The sequence below is a fragment of the Agrobacterium sp. 20P9.1.2 genome (assembly GCF_057799395.1).
The window spans coordinates 91,420-110,170 of sequence record NZ_JBYOKI010000008.1; the positions used below are offsets into that span (position 1 = coordinate 91,420).

General features: G+C 56.7%; 16 protein-coding genes. 8 read left to right on the forward strand and 8 right to left on the reverse strand.

From position 1 onward, the window contains the following. Positions 1–36 precede the first annotated feature (36 nt). Both AC27VJ_RS20085 and AC27VJ_RS20090 read right to left on the reverse strand, forming a co-directional pair. Positions 37–720: a TIGR02117 family protein gene (locus AC27VJ_RS20085; protein WP_488685487.1), complete on the reverse strand. Its 684-nt coding sequence runs from the start codon at positions 718–720 to the stop codon at positions 37–39. Between the two features lie 68 nt (positions 721–788). After that, positions 789–2,978, reverse strand: a complete 2,190-nt coding sequence (locus AC27VJ_RS20090) for an anthranilate synthase (RefSeq protein ID WP_488685488.1) — start codon at positions 2,976–2,978, stop codon at positions 789–791. A gap of 291 nt (positions 2,979–3,269) precedes the next feature. Between AC27VJ_RS20090 and AC27VJ_RS20095 the strand changes: the two genes are divergently transcribed. Continuing rightward, the gene (locus AC27VJ_RS20095; RefSeq protein WP_488685489.1) at positions 3,270–4,115 is read left to right on the forward strand and encodes an extensin-like domain-containing protein; all 846 of its coding nucleotides are present in this window, start codon (positions 3,270–3,272) and stop codon (positions 4,113–4,115) included. Positions 4,116–4,166: 51 nt separating this feature from the next. On the opposite strand, the gene AC27VJ_RS20100 is transcribed toward AC27VJ_RS20095, so the two are convergent. Next, positions 4,167–6,422, reverse strand: a complete 2,256-nt coding sequence (locus AC27VJ_RS20100; RefSeq protein WP_488685491.1) for a TonB-dependent hemoglobin/transferrin/lactoferrin family receptor — start codon at positions 6,420–6,422, stop codon at positions 4,167–4,169. Positions 6,423–6,837: 415 nt separating this feature from the next. Between AC27VJ_RS20100 and AC27VJ_RS20105 the strand changes: the two genes are divergently transcribed. Then, the gene (locus AC27VJ_RS20105) at positions 6,838–7,359 is read left to right on the forward strand and encodes a TIGR00645 family protein (RefSeq protein WP_113088485.1); all 522 of its coding nucleotides are present in this window, start codon (positions 6,838–6,840) and stop codon (positions 7,357–7,359) included. A 224-nt stretch (positions 7,360–7,583) separates the two neighbouring features. Further along, positions 7,584–8,300, forward strand: a complete 717-nt coding sequence (locus AC27VJ_RS20110; RefSeq protein ID WP_113088484.1) for a helix-turn-helix transcriptional regulator — start codon at positions 7,584–7,586, stop codon at positions 8,298–8,300. A 34-nt stretch (positions 8,301–8,334) separates the two neighbouring features. Here the strand turns inward: AC27VJ_RS20110 and AC27VJ_RS20115 are convergent, their stop codons facing one another. The 4 genes from AC27VJ_RS20115 to AC27VJ_RS20130 form a co-directional block, all read right to left on the reverse strand. Then, positions 8,335–9,489: a DUF2333 family protein gene (locus AC27VJ_RS20115; protein WP_488685492.1), complete on the reverse strand. Its 1,155-nt coding sequence runs from the start codon at positions 9,487–9,489 to the stop codon at positions 8,335–8,337. A gap of 225 nt (positions 9,490–9,714) precedes the next feature. Then, positions 9,715–10,737 (reverse strand): hypothetical protein, encoded by a 1,023-nt coding sequence (locus AC27VJ_RS20120; protein ID WP_488685493.1) that lies wholly within the window; start codon positions 10,735–10,737, stop codon positions 9,715–9,717. 95 nt (positions 10,738–10,832) lie between these two features. Further along, the gene (locus AC27VJ_RS20125) at positions 10,833–11,282 is read right to left on the reverse strand and encodes a pseudoazurin (protein ID WP_488685537.1); all 450 of its coding nucleotides are present in this window, start codon (positions 11,280–11,282) and stop codon (positions 10,833–10,835) included. Between the two features lie 137 nt (positions 11,283–11,419). After that, positions 11,420–12,001, reverse strand: a complete 582-nt coding sequence (locus tag AC27VJ_RS20130; protein ID WP_488685494.1) for a thymidine kinase — start codon at positions 11,999–12,001, stop codon at positions 11,420–11,422. A gap of 230 nt (positions 12,002–12,231) precedes the next feature. Here AC27VJ_RS20130 and AC27VJ_RS20135 point away from each other — a divergent pair, with 230 nt between their 5' ends. The 4 genes from AC27VJ_RS20135 (at position 12,232) to AC27VJ_RS20150 (ending at position 15,993) form a co-directional block, all read left to right on the forward strand. Then, positions 12,232–13,191 (forward strand): choline ABC transporter substrate-binding protein, encoded by a 960-nt coding sequence (locus AC27VJ_RS20135; protein WP_454892358.1) that lies wholly within the window; start codon positions 12,232–12,234, stop codon positions 13,189–13,191. A 91-nt stretch (positions 13,192–13,282) separates the two neighbouring features. Then, positions 13,283–14,134, forward strand: a complete 852-nt coding sequence (gene choW / locus AC27VJ_RS20140; RefSeq protein ID WP_353577370.1) for a choline ABC transporter permease subunit — start codon at positions 13,283–13,285, stop codon at positions 14,132–14,134. Beyond that, complete coding sequence (gene choV / locus AC27VJ_RS20145; RefSeq protein WP_113088478.1) at positions 14,131–15,177, forward strand: choline ABC transporter ATP-binding protein; 1,047 nt, start codon at positions 14,131–14,133, stop codon at positions 15,175–15,177. Before choW ends, choV begins: the two co-directional genes overlap by 4 nt. Before the next feature lie 489 nt (positions 15,178–15,666). Then, entirely contained in the window at positions 15,667–15,993 is a 327-nt protein-coding gene (locus AC27VJ_RS20150) for an ArsR/SmtB family transcription factor (protein ID WP_488685495.1), read from the forward strand. A 108-nt stretch (positions 15,994–16,101) separates the two neighbouring features. Here the strand turns inward: AC27VJ_RS20150 and AC27VJ_RS20155 are convergent, their stop codons facing one another. Further along, positions 16,102–17,271, reverse strand: coding sequence for a DUF3095 domain-containing protein (locus AC27VJ_RS20155; protein WP_488685496.1), 1,170 nt, complete (start codon positions 17,269–17,271; stop codon positions 16,102–16,104). A 285-nt stretch (positions 17,272–17,556) separates the two neighbouring features. Between AC27VJ_RS20155 and AC27VJ_RS20160 the strand changes: the two genes are divergently transcribed. Beyond that, a complete protein-coding gene (locus tag AC27VJ_RS20160) occupies positions 17,557–18,663 on the forward strand; it encodes a branched-chain amino acid ABC transporter substrate-binding protein (RefSeq protein WP_113088475.1) in 1,107 nt (368 codons plus the stop codon). Positions 18,664–18,751 lie beyond the last annotated feature (88 nt).

The following is an 18,751-nucleotide window of genomic DNA, read 5'->3' on the forward strand; positions in this document are numbered from 1 at the left end:
GAATGGCTTTGTCAATTCCCGGACCACGCAAGCAGATCAGGGATTTGGCATATCGTTATGCAGACGCAACGACGCTGTCAAAAGCGGTGGCAATGGCGTCCACCACCCAGTGCGCAGGCCCGCATGTCGCAGGGCCGCAGCCGTCCATGTGTTGCAGCCAAGAAGCGCATTGAAATATCCGACGCCTTCGAAAAACGCATCATCCCTGCCATAGGACTGGCCGAGCAGCGGGACTGGTTTGCCCTGTGGCTGGGCAAAGCTGCCGAGAATGAACGCCAGCAGTTTTTCATGATCCGCGTCGGAGAGGTTGAGCGCGGTGACACCCGCATCCACAAGCGGAATATCCCCGGCAAGCGCGACATGCATGACCGACTGGTCGAGCGTGACGCCCTTGAACAGCGGAAGCGGCTTCAGATCGGCCCATGTCGGTGTCTGCGTGTAAAACGCGCGTCCACCCCAGCCGAAAATAAGATAACGGACACCGGGATTATCGATTTCCAGACTGCCTTCGCGCAGAAAGCCAAACCGCGCCAAAAGCTCTGCATCGACAGGCAGGGCGATATCGGTGTGGATGGGGTTGCTGAGGATGAGAACGCTATGAGGCGTGGTGTCAGCGACGCCGGATTTTTCGCCGAAGATCGGTCTTGGCAGCAAGGTACCCGCAGCGACGCAGACTAAGACCAGCGCCAGCAGAATGCATAGATGTTTGAAGAACTTCACTCTGCATCACCCGCGCGGCTGAAGGGAGGCGGCGGCGTTTCATAACGCCGCCGGTCGTGCTTATCCGCTCAGGCGGCCTTGACCTTTGCCTTGCGCACCAGATGCGTGACCACATTTTCGATCATCCGCATACCGGCATCGCCACCCAGCGTCATGATCGATTCCGGGTGGAATTGCACGGCGGCGACAGGTTCCTTGCTGTGCTCGATACCCATGATCGTGCCGTCTTCGCTTTCCGCCGTGATGATGAATTCGCGGGGAAGCGTGGCCGGATCGGCGAAGATGGAGTGGTAACGACCGACCGTGACTTCCTTGCCGAGACCGGAGAAGACGAGGCCGGGTTCCAGCACGCGGATGCGCGATGGTTTGCCGTGCATGGGAATGGCAAGCTGGCGAAGCTCGCCACCATAGGCTTCCGCCAGTGCCTGAAGGCCGAGGCAGACGCCGAAGATCGGCAGATCGCGCGACCGGGCGGCCTTGATCGTTGCCTTGCAATCGAAGTCACTGGGGTTGCCGGGGCCGGGAGACAGAACGACGAGGTCCGGCTGGAAGCGGTCGAATATCTCGGCGGCAACCGGCGAACGCACGGTGGACACGGTCGCCCCGGTCTGACGGAAGTAGTTGGCCAGCGTGTGCACGAAGCTATCTTCGTGGTCCACCAGCAGGATTTTGACGCCGGCCCCCACCTTCGCCGCATCACGCTTGGTAGCGGCGGAGTTTTGGGACTTTGCATCGCGAATGGCGGAAATCATGGCGGATGCCTTCAATTCGGTTTCGGCTTCTTCTTCCTGCGGGTTGGAATCATTGAGCAAGGTTGCCCCTGCCCGCACCTCGGCAATGCCATCCTTGATCCGGATAGTGCGCAGTGTCAGACCCGTATTCATATCGCCGTTGAAGCCAACCATGCCGATGGCGCCGCCATACCATGCACGCGGGCTCTTCTCATGGCCTTCGATGAAGCGCATGGCCCACAGCTTCGGCGCACCTGTTACCGTCACAGCCCATGCGTGGGACAGGAAGCCATCAAACGCATCCATATCGTCACGCAGACGGCCTTCGATATGGTCCACCGTGTGAATGAGGCGCGAATACATTTCGATCTGGCGGCGGCCGATGACCTTGACCGAGCCGGGTTCGCAAACGCGGCTCTTGTCGTTGCGGTCCACATCCGAACACATGGTCAGTTCGGACTCGTCCTTCTTGGAATTCAGTAGCTTGAGAATCTGTTCGCTATCGGCAATCGGGTCATCGCCACGCTTGATGGTGCCTGATATCGGGCAGGTCTCGATGCGGCGACCGGAGACGCGCACAAACATTTCCGGCGATGCGCCGACCAGATATTCCTGATGGCCAAGATTGATGAAGAAGGAATAGGGCGACGGGTTGATGGCCTTTAGGCGGCGCGAAATGGCCGATGGATTGCTGTCGCAACGCTCCATGAATTTCTGGCCGGGCACGACTTCGAACAAATCGCCACGGCGGAAGCTTTCCTTGGCCTTGGTCACCAGCTCCGAATATTCGCCGGGGTGATGATCACCGCGCGGCGGAATGGTATCGGTCGTCTTGAAGGGTTCCGGCGCAATCTCTTCCGCCTTGCCATGGGTGGTTACGCCGTCCTTTTCGAAATCGTAGCGGTCGATCCACGCTTTTGCGGAGTAATGGTCCACCACCAGAATTTCATCCGGCAGAAAGAGAACCATATCGCGCTGATCTTCCGGACGCTGAAGCGACAGCTTGATGGCATCGAACTGGAAGGCCAGATCATATCCGAAAGCACCGAACAGACCGATGGCCGCATCGGCGCTGGAATAGAACAGATCAACGATGGCGCGCAGTGCCGTAAACACCGTCGGGATTTTCGAGCGTTCTTCCTCGGTAAAGACGCGATCTGGCTCGTTGACGATGAGGTCCAGACGGCGGGCCGTGCTTTCGCCCAGCGTCAGATCCGGCGTGGCTTTCAGCTTTTCGGTGATGAAATCCAGCAGCACTTCGCCACGGCCATTGTAGGCTTCGATCCACATGGTGCGGCCAAAACAGGAAATGCCGAGCGGTGGATCGATGATGGCCGTGTCCCACCGGGTGTAGCGACCGGGATATTCGTAATTAGACGAAAAGACCGCGCCACGGCGCTCATCCAACCCTTCGACATAGCTGTCGATGGCGCTGGCATAATCGGCGGCACGGCGCTGGCGCGACACTTTGATGCCGCCCTTGGTCTCGTAAATTTCCGCCCCGTCATCCTGAATGATCGTTACCATTTCTTCGCACTTCCCGTTTCTGCCTGATAACATTCTGCCCGATGACAGGCGGCATAATAACAAAAAAGCCGCCTGAGATTTCGGGCGGCTTGGACTTAGTCTAAGGACATGGGTGCTCAAGGCCGCGTAAAGCTGCCCCACCACCAGATAACAATGTTCTTAGCCATGTTGTTCATGGCGCAAATTGTTAGCTCCAACGGCGTGCGATGGCAAGCGGATTTGCATGGAGGTTTGAACCGAAAGCGGGCTGAGACGTTCTGGCTCTGCCGCAACAGGGGAGCGACCGGTCACATGCTTCAACGTCTTATCATCCTCGCAGCCAGCGCGCTGCTGATCGCCGCTGCCCAACCACCACAGGATGTCCCCGTTCCACAACCCAAACCGCAGCAGGAGGATGCCGCGCCCACACCTGCGCCTGAGGAAAAGAAAAAGGACGAGAAACCGGCCCACCCCCCCGCTGAAAACACCGTGCCCAAGCCGGAGGAAAAACCGGAACCGGCCAAGAAGCCGGATGAGCCGAAGAAAGAAGAAGAACAGAAACCCGAGGAGCCGCCACGGGAGCCCGTAAAGGCGGAAAACCCGGAAGAACTGAAAGCCTGCCTTACAGAGCTGAAGGAACTGGGCGCTGAGTTCAAGGAACTACCGCCAATCCCCGGCGAGGAAGAAGGCTGCGGCATCGCCTCACCTCTCGAGCTCACCACCGTCATTCCCGGCATCAAGCTGGAACCCGAGGGTACGATGCGCTGTGAAGCGGCTCTAGCGTTGGCGCACTGGGCAAAAAATGTGGTCGTGCCGACCGCCAAAATCGCCCTGCCCGACAAAAACGTCACCGCCTTCGGCAACGCCTCAACCTATGTCTGCCGCAACCGCAACAGCGCCGAAACCGGCAAGATTTCCGAACACGCCAAAGGCAGCGCAGTCGATATCGCCACACTCACCTTCGACAGGGGCGAACCACTGGTCATGAAGCCGCGCACCGAAGACGGCACCATGGAAGGCGCCTTCCAACGCACCATCACCACCGCCGCCTGCTTCTTCTTCCGCACCGTCCTCTCCCCCGGCAGCGACGCCACCCACCAGGACCATCTGCATCTGGATGTGCTGGAGAGGAAGGGTGGGTATTTGTATTGTCGGTAAATGCAAAAGGCGGAGCGTGAGCCCCGCCTTTTGTGTTGGTCGATTTGACAATCAGAACCTCTGCGTCAAAGAGATCTTAAAGCTACGGCCGGGCTCTGAGTAGAAATCAACGGGTTGGTTTGCGGTTGAAACAGATGTCGGATTTACATCGCGGACACCTACGGCGTTCCAGTATTTACGATCAAAGATGTTGTAGACACCCGCTTGAATACGCAGGCCCTTGGTCTGTTCAGGCTCCCACCATGCCGTCAGATTTGCGATGCCATAGCCAGGTGCATCGAAAGTTGTAGACTTATGGTCATCACGCATTCCGGAAGAAAAGATGCCGGTCAGCTCCGTGCCCCAAGCCTCGGCGGCGTAGCCGAAACCAACAATAGACTTGAATGGCGCCACGGTGCGGATCAGCTCATTGTTGTCCGTGTCTTTACCGTAAGCATAAGCAAGCGAACCGTGCGCAAAGAAACCATTAGCAAATTCCTTGCGGACCTTGGCTTCGACACCTGATATCTCGACATTGGCCCGGTTGCGGTACGTGAACAAGCTTCCAAATGGGCTTCCCGAGCCGGGAACGCCCGGAGTTGGAGGTGTTGGGAACAGACTGGTGGTCGTCTGATACTGCTCGATAAAGTTCTTGTATTTGTTATGAAACACCGCAATTCGGCCAGTCAGGTCGACGTTGTCGTAGTTTGCACCGATTTCGAAGCCGTTGCTGGTCTCTGCTTCCAGATCAGGGTTACCGACGACCGCGTATCCGCGCGAAATACTTGGGAAGCTTAGGTAAAGTTCGTTCACCGTTGGCGCGCGATAGGCCATTGACCACTGAGCGAAGAGCTGAACTTCCGGCGTCAAATCATAGCTGGCCATCAGCTTTGGTGAGAAACGGGAACCATCTCGATCAGAAGGAAGACCCAACGTCGCATAGGATGAATGCGTTGTAAGGTCTCCAGAAGGTTCATAGTCGAAATAGTCGAAGCGAATGCCGGGTGTGAGGCGGAAGCCCGTGGCACCGAATGCGATTTCATCCTCTGCATAAAGTCCCAAGCGACGACCATCGACCTCTGGAATATCGGCAGACGATGCAGCGGAGGATGCACCCGTGACGGACATGAACCATTCCTTGAAGTCAAAGGTGGAGACGTCACCACCGATACGCACTGTATGATTGAGGTTGGATGTCTCGAATGTCGATACGAGCCCACCCGTTAGACCGAAAGTGCTTTCCCGCATCGAGTCGTCACGGGCGATAGGTGCGTTGGACAGCTGCAAGCCGCCAGAACCGGATTCCTTCGACAAGGCCTGCCAATAAGCCGTTAAGCGGGCTGAATCGATGAGCGTGTCCGCAGATGGTGCTTCGAATTGGTAATCGAGCGACACTCTTTCGCGCAATGTATCGTCGTAGCCGGAATAGGCGCCCGGCAAGTATGTTCCATGCAACGTCTTGAGATCGGTATCGCTGTTCAGCTGGAACCGTTCAGCGGTGATGCCGATGCGATGACCACCTTCAAGGTCCTGACGGATTTTGAACATCAGGTTGTTCTGGTCATAGTCACCCGGATTAGGTGTTGTGCGATTGACGCCCAGGACGTCAGCCGATCCCTTGTTGTCTGTCTCATGTCCGCGCTTGTAAGCACCCTGAAACAACACAGAGGTGTTTTCGATCTTGCGTGAGACAGCAACCGCACCGCCGACGCTTTTGTCTTCGCTGTCATAGGTCAGTTTGGCAACGCCACCCCAATCACGACCTTCGCCAATCAAATCCTCCGGCTCCAAAGTCCTGAGGACCAGAGCGCCAGCCAACGCACCTGAGCCAAGACGGCTAGAATCGGCACCGCGAACGACATCGACAGTCGAAAGCGCGGAGAAATCAAAGCTCGACGCGCCACTGCTCATTGTTGATGTCGCTTGGCCCGCCCGGGCAAAGTTCTCAAAGAATGGCACGGGAATGTCATCCACCAAGGTGACGACACGAGAACCGCCCAAGCCACGAACGAATAGCCCGCCAGCCTTGCCTGGCTTCGGATCGACATAATCCACGCCCGGTTCTGTCGTATTTCCGAGGTCGCCGAGGTTGGAAATTTCCTTTTTCCGAATTTCTTCGGCTGTTGTTTGGGTTGCAAGCGGAGTATCGGAGACTGCACCACCTGCCTTGATACGCTTGCCCTTAACGACGATCCGCTCCAACACCGTAGTACCGTTAGCGCCATCACCAGACTGGTTTGCGTCCTGCGCGTATGTCACTGAATTCGCGGCAAGAAGCGTCATTGCCGTGCAGACAAGCAAAGCGGATTTGGAACGCCCAATAGTCATCATTACCCCCTGAATTCGAGCGCACGAAAGCGGGCGGCAACTTGCGTTGCCGTCGCGATATGGCTCGATAACTGCCCTGAATTTTTACGGTCCCACCGTGAGCCGAGAATTAGGAAACATGAGTTTCTGTGTCAACTAATAAAACATGATTCTATCATTCATATTTTGCAGTCACCCGATATGTTGCGGAAATGTGACAAGCCGAATTCAGCCAAAATGCTGCATTGCAGCAACATATTGATCGTCACATAGAACGACCGCTCTCGCGCGAGTTACGGGCTGCCGAAAATCATATTTTTCTAATCTATTAATTCGCAGGGAAAGGTCGGGCCAAACACTTGAAGCGTCAGGCTCCACCGACTAGATCAACCCCGAAACGTTAAAAAATCGCGGCCACATTGATCCGGAAAACGCCATGAAATCCCTTGAGTTGCTCGTAGAGAGAATCATCCTGTCCAGCCGCTGGCTTCTGGTGGTGTTTTATCTTGGTCTTGTTGCGGCACTGGCGGTTTATGCATTGTCCTTCGGGTTCAAATTCTTGAAAATCGCCGAAAACGTCTTCGTTTATACAGATGCCGAGATGATTTTGGCCATGTTGGCGCTGATCGATGCCGCGCTGGTGGCGAGTTTGATCGTTATGGTTATGATTTCCGGTTACGAGAATTTCGTCAGCCGGTTCGATGAGGGAGAGGACAAGGTTTCGTTTTTGGGCAAGCTCGATTCCGGCAGCCTGAAGATCAAGGTGGCGTCCTCCATTGTCGCCATCTCGTCCATTCACCTGCTGCAAATCTTCCTTAATGCCAGCCAGTACAGCGATAGTCAGCTGATGTGGTTCACCATTATCCATCTGGCCTTCGTCGTTTCTGCCGTCATGCTGGGCTTTCTGGAGAAGCTGATGGCAAAGCCAAAGGCTGCGGCGGATACCTCCGATATCTAAGGCTGATTCCATCGCGGTATCGGCAAAATTGCCTGCCGCGCATGCCCAAGTAAAAAACTGTCCAAAAGTCGCGGTGACGGGTTACCTTCACAAGCATTTGAATTAAAACAGTTAAAGCCAAAGTTATAAAACGGGAACCACGCCTGAAATTAAAAGTGGATTTTCAAGACAATTCGTATATTTGTTACCGTTAACATATCAACGTTTCTCGAACGAAAACGCTCATGATCACACTCGAACGGCAGTCGCTACTGAGTAAGGACATTTCGGCAGCGGAAAGCCGTCCTCGGTGGCTGCACGTCTTGCAGGGTGTTGCGAAGGAGTTCGGCTACGCGCATGTCAGTCTGATGCGACTTCCTCGGCCAGAGGAAGACCTTTTGTCATCCACGCTGGTGGAAACGACACTGCCGATCCGTTTCATTCGCGAATTCGATCAGATGCGCCTGATGCGACATTGTCCCCTTCTGCCGAAGTTCGAACATTCGCTGATGCCGCAACGGTGGTCTTTGAAAGAACTCGATGCGGAACAGACCGGCATGGACTCTATCGTCACCGTGCTGAAACAGTTCGGCATTCACAACGGGCTGCTCATTCCCACGAATTCGCTGAATGGCGACCGACATGTGATGCGGTTCGATGGTCATTGCGATCATCCATCCCAGGTTATCCTCAACGAACTCGGCATGATCGCCCTGCACGCTTTCGATGTTTATGAGCGCATGCGCCGGGCCGAGATGGTTACCCCGCGGGCGCTGACAAAGCGCGAACTCGAAGTCATACGCTGGACCTCCCAGGGCAAGACATCCGCAGAGATCGGCCAGATCCTGTCTCTGTCAGACCACACGATCAACGCCTATCTGAACAATGCGATCCGCAAGCTGGACTGCGTCAACCGCACGCAGCTGGTTGCCAAGTCCATTCGTCTAAAGCTGATCAGCTGACGCTTCGCTCCACGAAGCGCCAGCCGAAGCAAGATTACCGATCCAGCACGGATCGCAGCTCGACAAGGTTCGAGCGCACTCTCAGCACATAAAAGCCCATTGTCGCCAGATGCGATGGCATGATCCATCCGCTCTCATCACCATTGGAGATGACGAAGGGCTGAATGCGCAGCGCTGCACGCGTCTGTAACAGCGTGTCGTTCCACAGGCTGGTCAGGTTACGCTCGCGAATGACCTGTGAGAAATCGGCACCGGCAGCAGAGAGAATGCCGTAATAGCCATAGAGCTGGCCGTAGGCGAACCAGAAACGGTCGTCGGCACGCGTATCGAACCAGCCGCCATTGTAGTTTTCCGAACGCTCGCGAAGAATGGCAGAGGTGCCGCCGATGTCGTTGGCGATACGATCGACAAACTGAATGAGGTTGTCGGCGCGCCCGTCAAAGACGGAGTTGCACTGCGACAGGCTGGTGTTGAACTTGCGCAGGCTTTCCGCCGCTGAGCGATAATAGCTGGGGCTCGGCGTTTTGGGGCCAAACGGGTTCAGGCCGAAATACCAGGAATATTCATCGAACTGCAGATTGCCACGGGCGCTTTGCAGGTTGTTATCGACGCCGGATGTGCCGCGAACGCGACCGAGCGAATCGACCAGTTCGACGGAGGTACGACGCACGGCCTGATTGACGCCACGCTGGAAGGACGCCTTGTTATCCAGAAACGGCGTGTTGTCCCAATCCATTCCGAACAGCCCAAGCCGGTAAAGCAGCATGGACGATATCCAGGCGTTCTGGTCGACATTGAAATCGATCAGGCCAGCGGCAACATCGACGATGGCTGAGCTCTGGCAGCTTTTGGCAGCGACAACGGCGGGCGTGGCCTGCGTGGAGGTCGCTGCCGGTGTCTGGGCCGGCAGTTCCTGGCCCGCGCCCAATGTGCGCTCCGAGAATTTGTAAGTGTTGACGTAGTCAGGATTGAAATTCGTCCAGACCTGCGTTTGCCAAACGAAATAGCCATAAAGCCCGACGAGGAGGACGAGTGCGGCAGCAATCGGTATCTTGATCACGCCGTTGCGGTTTCCATACCAGCCGTGGGCGGCGCGGAAGGGCCAGAACAGCCATGCGATCACGAGAGAGGCACCTCTTCCAAGCGCTGCGAAAATGCGCTTGAAAAACGCGATTACCGGATCGAGCATCGTTCAACTCTCCTGAGCGCATCGGCCTGAAAATCCTCAAAGATTTTCAAAAAGCACAATGCCTGACTTCACCAAGCCGGAGCGACTATTGCGTATCCTAACGACAAGCGACGCTCCAGTGCGACCAATATTGCGATCCGAACTGCGGGATCGGCTGTCACTCACATATGGTGCCGTGTTGCACGATACAACGGAGGGCGTGATGTTTTTCCCGCAAGGGTTTCGTCAGGCACCATTTGCAGCAGGTCGCCCGCCGCGCCGCAGAAGGGCCTCATCGACACGTTTCTTGCGTTTTTCGATGTCCTGCATGGTCACGGCACCCTGCGCATGCAGCAGCAGCAATTCCCGGAATGCGCTCAGAGGCAATGGAGTTTCTTCACCGTCAACAATCGCTCGACGCGGCTCGGCCTCAGCCAGAAGCGGCTCCAGCGCGCCGAAAACCGCATCATAAAGCTGAAGGCAGCGTTCAGCCTCGATGTTCAGCGCATTGAGTAGCAGGGTGTGGAGCGAAATCTCGTCATTCAGCAGGTCGATGAGATCGCCAAAGAGAACGGCCTGACGGTCGAGAATGTCATGTTGCTGCCCCAGCTTTTTGCGCTCCGCCAACACGACATCGCGTTGCGTCGTCGCTTCTGCCTCATCCGCCTTCAACTGGCTCAGTCGGGTCTCATCGCTCGCATCGGTGATTTTCCGCTGCAAGGTGGCAAGCGAAGCAGCGAGTGCCTTGTCACGCTGACGGGCGTCATCCATGAGTGAGACGACCTTACGGCGCGCTTCCATGCTGGCCTCCAGCTTCGGCTCGCAGGCGGACACCAAAGGGGCGGCATCGTCCTTACGCGTCTGAAGTACGGCGTGAACGGCGGCGGCCTCCAGCAGAATGACTTTCAGCCGCTCCGCGATTGCCAGCTTCTTCAAGCGCACGGCTTTGAATGAGCCTGCAGCGCGCCTTGTGAAAAATGCGGTGATCTTCTCGCGGCGCGTGACGTCATCCACCCTATCGAAATCCGCATAGGCGGCGTCGGTTCGTGCTGCAAAGCCTTTGATCAATGTCAAAAGCTCAGCCTCAAGCGCGGTCTTGGCGCTGCGAAGCTCTGCCAGTTGCGCGGTTTCCATCTCAAAAGTCGCTTCGGACGCGGTATCGGGCAGCACGGCAATGGATGCGGCAAGCTGCGCCGACAGCTCCTGCACCTTTCGCGCATCGGCTTTCGCCGTTTCGATTTGACTGTCAAAAGATGGCAATCGTGCCATGAAGGATCGTCTCCCGAATCGCTGATCGGCAAAAAGGCCGCTCATATAAATATGCGCAGCCTTTTCTCAATGCGGGAGTGGAAAAACAGGCGCGTTTAAAGATTGAGCTTGGCGATCTCGGCGTCCAGCTTGTCGCGCGCCTTTTTCGCCAGCTTGCCGGTTTTCACCGCTTCTAGATTGGCCGGCGCCTCACCCACCACGACCAGCGCCACCATGCCCATGCCAACATGCGGGGTGCATTTGAAGACATAGGCGCCTTCTTTTTCCACCGTCACCTTCAAAGGCTCATTCATCTTGCCTTTGTATTCTTCCACGCCATCGGGAATGAGGCCTTTGACGGCAGCGGCATCATGGCCCTTATCCACCGGAACGAAGGTGATGACATCGCCCACATTGGCTTTGACCGCGGCAGGCTCAAACACCATGGCCTGCCCGTCCGAGCCCTTGTTCAGCATCTTGATTTCGATGTCTGCGGCCAGCGCCGGGAAGGTGAAGAAGCCGGCCACCGCAGCGCCGGTCAAAAGGCGAAGGACGTTATTGTTCATCATGAGACTTACTCCTGAGCGAAACCGCAATGGCGGTCTTTCCGCATCAGGTCCTACAGCGTCATGCCGCTGGCTTCTTTGACCAAAATCAAATGTGCCAAGCTGTCGCAGATAGCTGCAAGAGCAGTCGTTTCCCCTTATTGCCCTTTGATGGTTTCCATCCAATGGCGACGGCAGTAGGAGACGTATTTCTCATTGCCGCCGACATCGATTTGCGCGCCTTCCGTAACGACCTTTCCGTCATGATCGAAACGCGCCACCATGGAGGCCTTGCGTCCGCAGTGGCAGATGGTGCGGATTTCCCGCAACTCATCGGCAATGGCCAGAAGCTCCTTGGACGCGGGAAACAGCTTGCCCTGAAAATCGGTGCGCAGGCCATAGGTCATGACGGGAATACCAAGCGTGTCGGCAATGCTGGCCAGTTGCCAGACGTGATGCTCCGACAGGAAGTTGGCCTCATCGATAAAGACGCAGGCGACCGGCTCTTCGCCGTGCAGCCGCTGTACTTCGGAGAAAATGTCTGTGGTGTCGTCAAACACCAGTGCATCCGAGGACAGGCCGATGCGCGAGGCCACCTTGCCGACACCGGCACGATTATCGAAGGCCGCAGTAAAAATCAGGGTGCGCATGCCGCGTTCCTGATAGTTATAGGACGCCTGCAGCAGCATGGTGGATTTGCCAGCATTCATTGTCGAATAATTGAAATAGAGCTTGGCCATCATGTCCTCCGGGTCGTGTGTTGCAGGCCTTTTGCAGGCTTGACCGTGCCAAGGGCAAGAGCGGGATGGCAAAAACCACAGCTTTCACGACCGGCGCATTTTAAGTGCACTGCACAATTTTCTGCATAGTGTCGCAAACTGCACCGCAATCCACGCAAATGCACATGAGTTGATTGTGCGGCGAAGATATTGATAATGGTTAGGGAACTTAAAAAAACAGGGAGTAAGCAATGCTTGCAAAAAATCACCGCTGTCTGGCCCTCGCCGCAGCAGTTTCTGCAATGGCACTCTTCACCACTGCCGCTTCTGCCGCAGAACCCGCCAGCTGCGGAACGGTCCGCTTCTCGGATGTCGGCTGGACCGATATCACAGCCACCACGGCAACCGCTTCCGTCATTCTCAAAAGCCTCGGCTACCAGACGGACGTCAAAATTCTCTCCGTTCCGGTCACCTACACCTCCCTGAAAAACAAGGATATCGACGTTTTCCTCGGCAACTGGATGCCGACCATGGAAGGCGATATCAAAGCCTACCGCGACGATAAATCCGTGGAAACGGTGCGCGAGAACCTGACGGGCGCGAAATATACGCTGGCCACCAACAGCAAGGGTGCCGAACTCGGCATCAAGGATTTCAAGGACATCGCAGCCCACAGCGATAAGCTGGGCGGCAAGATTTATGGCATCGAGCCCGGCAATGACGGCAACCGCCTCATTCTGGGCATGGTGGACAAGGACACGTTCGGCCTCAAGAGCTTCGAAGTGGTCGAATCTTCCGAACAAGGCATGCTGGCACAGGTGGCCCGCGCCGAAAAATCCGGCGATCCCATCGTCTTCCTCGGCTGGGAACCCCACCCGATGAACTCCAACTTCAAGCTGACCTATTTGACCGGCGGCGATGACGTTTTCGGCCCGAACCTTGGCGGCGCGACGATCTACACCAATGTCCGCGCCGGTTATTTGCAGGAATGCGCCAATGTCGGCACCTTCCTGAAAAACCTACAATTCACCCTGCCCATGGAAAACGAAATCATGGGTAAAATCCTCAATGACGGCATGGAAGGCGAAGCTGCGGCAACGGATTGGCTGAAGGCCAACCCTTCCGTCATCGAGCCATGGCTTGCAGGCGTGAAGACCAAGGACGGCAGCGAAGACGCTCTCGCCGCTGCCAAGAAGAATATCGGTCTCTAGCCGTCGCATCTCAGTGCATTGAACCCGTCTTCCGGCCCAAACGCGGTCGGAAGACGATCACGACACCGTTCACGAAAGGTTTGCTCTTACCGTGGAATGGCTCAGCGCTTCTCAAAATCGTTTGCCGATCGGTCGATATGCCAAGGAGGCAGTCGATTGGTTGACCGGAAATCTTTCTTTTTTCTTTGATTGGTTATCCTTCATTTTCGAAAGCGTCATCGACGCTTTTCTCTATGTTCTACAGGCACCCCATCCGCTTATCATCGTTGCCATCCTGACTGCGCTTTCCGCATGGATGCGTCGCTCCATTGGCATGCCGCTGTTTACAGCACTCGGATTGCTGCTCATCATCAATCTGGGATACTGGAAAGCGACCACCGAAACGCTGGCGCTGGTCATTGCCGCCAGTGCCGTTTGCATGATCGTCGGCGTTCCGCTCGGCATTCTGGCGGCACGGCGCAAATGGGTCTATGCCTTCATGCGCCCCGCGCTCGACCTCATGCAGACCATCCCGACATTCGTCTATCTCATTCCAGCGCTTGTGCTTTTCGGGCTTGGCATGGTGCCGGGGCTGATTGCAACGGTCATCTTCGCCCTACCCGCGCCGATCCGCCTGACGCGGCTGGGCATTATCTCCACCCCGCCTGCGCTGGTGGAAGCCGCCGTTGCCTTTGGTGCAACACCCGGTCAGGTGCTGCGTAAGGTGGAACTTCCTTTCGCCACACCGCAGATCATGGCGGGGTTGACCCAGACCATCATGCTGTCGCTGTCGATGGTCGTCATTTCCGCACTGGTCGGTGCCAACGGCCTTGGCGTGCCTGTTGTGCGTGCGCTCAACACCGTCAATATCGCCATGGGCTTCGAGGCTGGGCTGTGCATCGTGATTGTGGCGATCATACTCGACCGTCTGTTCCGCCTGCCCGGTTCGGAGGATGAGGCATGAGTGACGCGATCATATTTGAAAATGTCGATATCATCTTCGGCGATAACCCCTCTCAGGCCCTGCCGCTGCTGGATGCGGGCAGAACCAGAGCCGAGATCAACAAGCAGACCGGCCTTGTGCTGGGTGTGGCCAATGCTTCGCTGACGGTGAAAGAAGGCGAAATCCTCGTTCTGATGGGCCTGTCCGGCTCGGGCAAATCCACGCTTCTGCGCGCGGTCAACCGTCTGGCACCCGTTGTGCGCGGCAATGTCAGCGTCAAGACGTCATCGGGCTATATAGACCCGTACAAGACATCAACCAAGGCGCTGCGGGATTTGCGCACCCACACGGTATCCATGGTCTTCCAGCAGTTCGGCCTGCTGCCATGGCGCAATGTGGCCGACAATGTCGGCTTCGGTCTGGAACTGTCCGGCATGCGGGAAGCCGAGCGCAAGAAGCGCGTGGCGGAACAGCTGGAACTCGTCAATCTGTCGGATTGGGCCACCCGCAAGGTGGGCGAACTCTCCGGCGGCATGCAGCAGCGTGTGGGTCTGGCCCGCGCCTTTGCAACCGGCGCACCCATCCTGTTGATGGACGAGCCCTTCTCAGCACTGGACCCACTGATCCGCAGCCGCCTTCAGGATGAGTTGCTGGAGTTCCAAAGCCGGTTAAAGAAGACCATCCTGTTCGTCAGCCATGATCTGGACGAGGCCTTCCGCATCGGCAACCGCATTGCCATGATGGATGGCGGCCACATCATCCAGTGCGGCACACCGCAGGAAATCGTCAAAGCCCCGTCCAACCAGTATGTCGCGGACTTCGTGCAAAACATGAACCCGATTTCCATGCTGACGGCGGCCGACGTAATGCAGCCGGGCGTAACCGCGCAGAATGCCGGTCTTTCCGTATCCGGCACAGCACGACCAACCGCCCCGCTGGTCGATATTCTCGACGCCATGGCAAAGCAGCCCGGCGCCATCGGCATTGTCGATAATGGTGCGGTTGTAGGCACCGTGTCTGCGGACGATATCGTTCGCGGACTGACGCGGCACAGAAGACGATAAGTCTCATCTGCGGCGTTGCCCGGCAGCGCCGCAGATTAATCCGCTAGACTCGGCCGCGGTCCAAAAACAGCAATCGACCACAACGAAAAATTGTCCGCGAGCGCTCGAGGTCGACAGAATCTGTCAGACTGCATTCCAACTTGCTAATTGCCGAAGTGCGAAATTTAGGAGCTTGGACGGAAAAAGTGAAAATAATTCACGGACATAATCATTTTAGCAAAAAGAAAATGAATTACCTTCATTTCCACACAACCGGGAATATTCGTTTACGGAAATTCGCGACGAACTCTAAAGAAAGAACATTCGACTATTTTTGTGCACACACACACGGAAACACACGAATTTCATACATTGCTAATAAAGAGTAGGCTGTACCTTAGATTTAGGTATATACAACGATCTTACCGAATTGATACACTTAGGCCATATAACATTTAGTTTTGCGATTGAGACAGTCCGGGGCGGGCTTCACTCAGGAGAAGTGAGAATATGAATAAAGAATCTCTTTCAGAACAGTCCAACGCAGCCGCAGGGCTTCTTTCCGCAATGGCAAACCCAAAGCGGTTGATGATCCTTTGCAGTCTCGTTGAAGGTGAAGTGCCAGTTGGCGTTCTCGCAACGCAGGTCGGCCTCAGCCAGTCCGCTCTCTCCCAGCACCTGTCCAAACTGCGTGCACAGCGACTGGTCAAGACACGCCGCGACGCGCAGACAATCTACTATTCCAGCACCTCGGAATCGGTCAAAAAAATCCTGGCGACGCTGGAAGCGATTTACTGCGCTCCCGCAACCGCCAATGCCGAAAAGACCGCTGCTTAAGCAGCCGTATGACATCAAAGATCGGAAGTTTCATTAAAGCTTCCGACGCCCGTTGAAATCTGTTGAGCGCCATGAGTTCCATCGAACGCGTGGCGCTTTTTGCTGCCGTCATGCGGCGGGTAGCATCTGCGCCTTGAGATTGGTGGCAGCCCTCGCGTAACCGCCCTCCCCGCCATCAACGAAGTGCATATGATCCTTGGACAGCGGTGACGGTACGATGCAGGTGACCAGCGCCGTATCCTGCTCATGCAGGCCGTAATAGCAGATGCCTTCGCGGGCAGCGCCTTCCAGCCGGGATTTGATCCGTTTCAGACGCTCAGGGTCAACATCAATGGTCATTTTCAGCCCGTCATCGAATTTGCGGAAGTCCGTATTGCTGGCGACCGAGCGTTTGTATTGCACCGGATCGAACCGCCCGACCGGCTTGCGCAAGCCGTAGAGCACCGCAATCAGCGCGGTCTGAAACAGCACCCACGCAGCCTTCCGCAATTGCGAAATTCTGTCACGGTAGGCGGAAAGCGCGCGCGCTTCGAGCACCAGCCCCTCGCGGATGAAGCCAAGCGGTGGCCCATCGACGGGAATCGGATGCCCGCCGCGCCCGTCCTCACTGGCAAGTGCCACGATCTCCGAGACGATCTCGCGAAAGGCCAGCGCATCGCCCGCCGGGCCGGGCAAGGCGATGATCGAAACCACTTTGCCGTGGGTCGTCTCGATCGGGTTCCAGCGGCAGGACAGCCCGGTCAGATCGGGGCGCTCGCCGCGACCAGCGGCTTCGACCAGATAGAGCCCCTGCTTCATCTGCTCATCGGCCCAGTGGTTGCCACCACCGGAAAACATGGCGTAAGACACGTCGTCGCTGGCTTGAAACCGCGCCACGCTCACATCCAGCCCATTTTCGCGAATGGCGGAAAGCGGCACGATGGCTGCCCGCAGCTTCAGACCAATGTCGTCGGCCACCCAGCTTTGTACCTTCGACAAAGCCTCCCGCGCCGCCTCGACCTGCGACGGTGGAATGGCAACGGCTGCACCATCGCCGCCAAAGATGAAGGGCAGATCATGGCGACCCAACGCGTTGAGAATGCCGGAAATGACACCGGCCCCGGCCATGTTGACGGCCTTGTATCGCCCAGCATCGATGGCACCGGTGGAATCGATGATGTCAGCCAGGGCCAGCGCCCAGCCATCCGGCAGGGCACGATAGAGCGTCGGGTCCGCAACATCCTCAAAATGCAGGAAGACCGGCAGTTCTTTCAGAAATTCGTCGTCAGTCGATGTCATGACGGCACTATCCTCCTCAACACGACGAAAAGCCAGATGCCATATGGATTGACGGTGAGTTGAGGCCTTTGCGCCCGCCCTCACAGAGGATTTACGCCATTCCACCCGTTTTGGATCAAACATGGCTTGCGGAATCGCGTCTGGCGGGTATGACGGGAACAGGATGTCGGAAATCAAATATGAAACGACACCTCGTCGTCCGGAGGAACGGTTGATCTGCGCCGCATCGAGCGCCCGGCCTCCCGCCGAAATACCGGGGACGACCCAACCCAAGGAGAGACTGCAATGAAATTCAAGATTTTATCGGGCCTGACGCTCGCCGCTTCCGTTGCTTTCGCACCGCTGGCCCATGCAGAGATCGTCATCGGCCTCATCGCGCCGCTGACAGGTCCGGTTGCCGCCTATGGCGATCAGGTCAAGAACGGCGCACAGACCGCCGTTGACGTCATCAACAAGAATGGCGGCATTCTGGGCGAGCAGGTCGTTTTGAAGCTTGCTGATGATGGTGGCGAGCCCAAGCAGGGCGTTTCCGCCGCCAACCAGCTGGTTGCCGAAGGCATTCGTTTCGTGGTCGGCCCCGTCACCTCGGGCGTTGCAATTCCTGCGTCTGACGTTTTCGCCGAAAACGGCATCCTGATGGTCACCCCAACGGCGACCGCGCCTGACCTCACGAACCGCGAACTGTGGAACGTGCTGCGCACCTGCGGTCGTGACGACCAGCAGGCCGAAGTGGCTGCCAAGCTGGTTCTGGCGCAGCTCAAGGACCGCCGCATCGCTGTCATTCACGACAAGGGTGCCTATGGCAAAGGCCTGGCGGATTCCTTCAAGAAGACGCTCAACGATGGCGGCGTGACCGAAGTGTTCTACGATGCCCTGACGCCGGGTGAAAAAGATCTGAGCGCGCTGACGACCCGTCTGAAGTCAGAAAATGTCGACGTTGTTTATTTCGGCGGCTACCACCCTGAAGCCGGTCTGCTGGTTCGCCAGTTGAAAGACGCCGGTGCCAAGGCAACGGTTATCGGCGGCGACGGCCTGTCCAACTCTGAATTCTGGAGCATCGGCGGCAATGCAGCAGCGGGTACCATCTTCACCAACGCTGCCGACGCCACCAAGAGCGCCGACTCCAAAGCCGCAGCAGACGCGCTGAAGGCCGCCAACATTCCCGCAGAAGCCTTCACGCTGAACGCCTATGCAGCCGTTGAAGTGCTGAAAGCCGGTATCGAAAAGGCTGGCAGCGCAGAAGACTCCGAAGCCGTTGCAAAGGCCCTCAAGTCCGGCGAGCCGGTTGCAACTGCCATTGGCAAGCTGACCTACGGCGAAACAGGCGATCTGACATCGCAGGCATTCGCACTTTACAAGTGGGAAGACGGCAAGATCGTTTCTGCCGAGTAATCCACCACGGATAGAATTGAGATGACCGGGTGCGACCTTCGCGCCCGGTTTTATTTTTACAAGCTGGACAAGCCCTCCGCTGGTCTGG

Coding starts and splice junctions, on each gene's coding strand:
- AC27VJ_RS20130 (WP_488685494.1), bottom strand. CDS start 12,001: ATGGCCAAGCTCTATTTCAATTATTCGACAATGAATGCTGGCAAATCC.
- AC27VJ_RS20125 (WP_488685537.1), bottom strand. CDS start 11,282: ATGAACAATAACGTCCTTCGCCTTTTGACCGGCGCTGCGGTGGCCGGC.
- choV (WP_113088478.1), top strand. CDS start 14,131: ATGAGTGACGCGATCATATTTGAAAATGTCGATATCATCTTCGGCGAT.
- AC27VJ_RS20155 (WP_488685496.1), bottom strand. CDS start 17,271: ATGACATCGACTGACGACGAATTTCTGAAAGAACTGCCGGTCTTCCTG.
- AC27VJ_RS20160 (WP_113088475.1), top strand. CDS start 17,557: ATGAAATTCAAGATTTTATCGGGCCTGACGCTCGCCGCTTCCGTTGCT.
- AC27VJ_RS20120 (WP_488685493.1), bottom strand. CDS start 10,737: ATGGCACGATTGCCATCTTTTGACAGTCAAATCGAAACGGCGAAAGCC.
- AC27VJ_RS20095 (WP_488685489.1), top strand. CDS start 3,270: ATGCTTCAACGTCTTATCATCCTCGCAGCCAGCGCGCTGCTGATCGCC.
- AC27VJ_RS20100 (WP_488685491.1), bottom strand. CDS start 6,422: ATGACTATTGGGCGTTCCAAATCCGCTTTGCTTGTCTGCACGGCAATG.
- AC27VJ_RS20105 (WP_113088485.1), top strand. CDS start 6,838: ATGAAATCCCTTGAGTTGCTCGTAGAGAGAATCATCCTGTCCAGCCGC.
- AC27VJ_RS20135 (WP_454892358.1), top strand. CDS start 12,232: ATGCTTGCAAAAAATCACCGCTGTCTGGCCCTCGCCGCAGCAGTTTCT.
- AC27VJ_RS20115 (WP_488685492.1), bottom strand. CDS start 9,489: ATGCTCGATCCGGTAATCGCGTTTTTCAAGCGCATTTTCGCAGCGCTT.
- AC27VJ_RS20150 (WP_488685495.1), top strand. CDS start 15,667: ATGAATAAAGAATCTCTTTCAGAACAGTCCAACGCAGCCGCAGGGCTT.
- AC27VJ_RS20090 (WP_488685488.1), bottom strand. CDS start 2,978: ATGGTAACGATCATTCAGGATGACGGGGCGGAAATTTACGAGACCAAG.
- AC27VJ_RS20110 (WP_113088484.1), top strand. CDS start 7,584: ATGATCACACTCGAACGGCAGTCGCTACTGAGTAAGGACATTTCGGCA.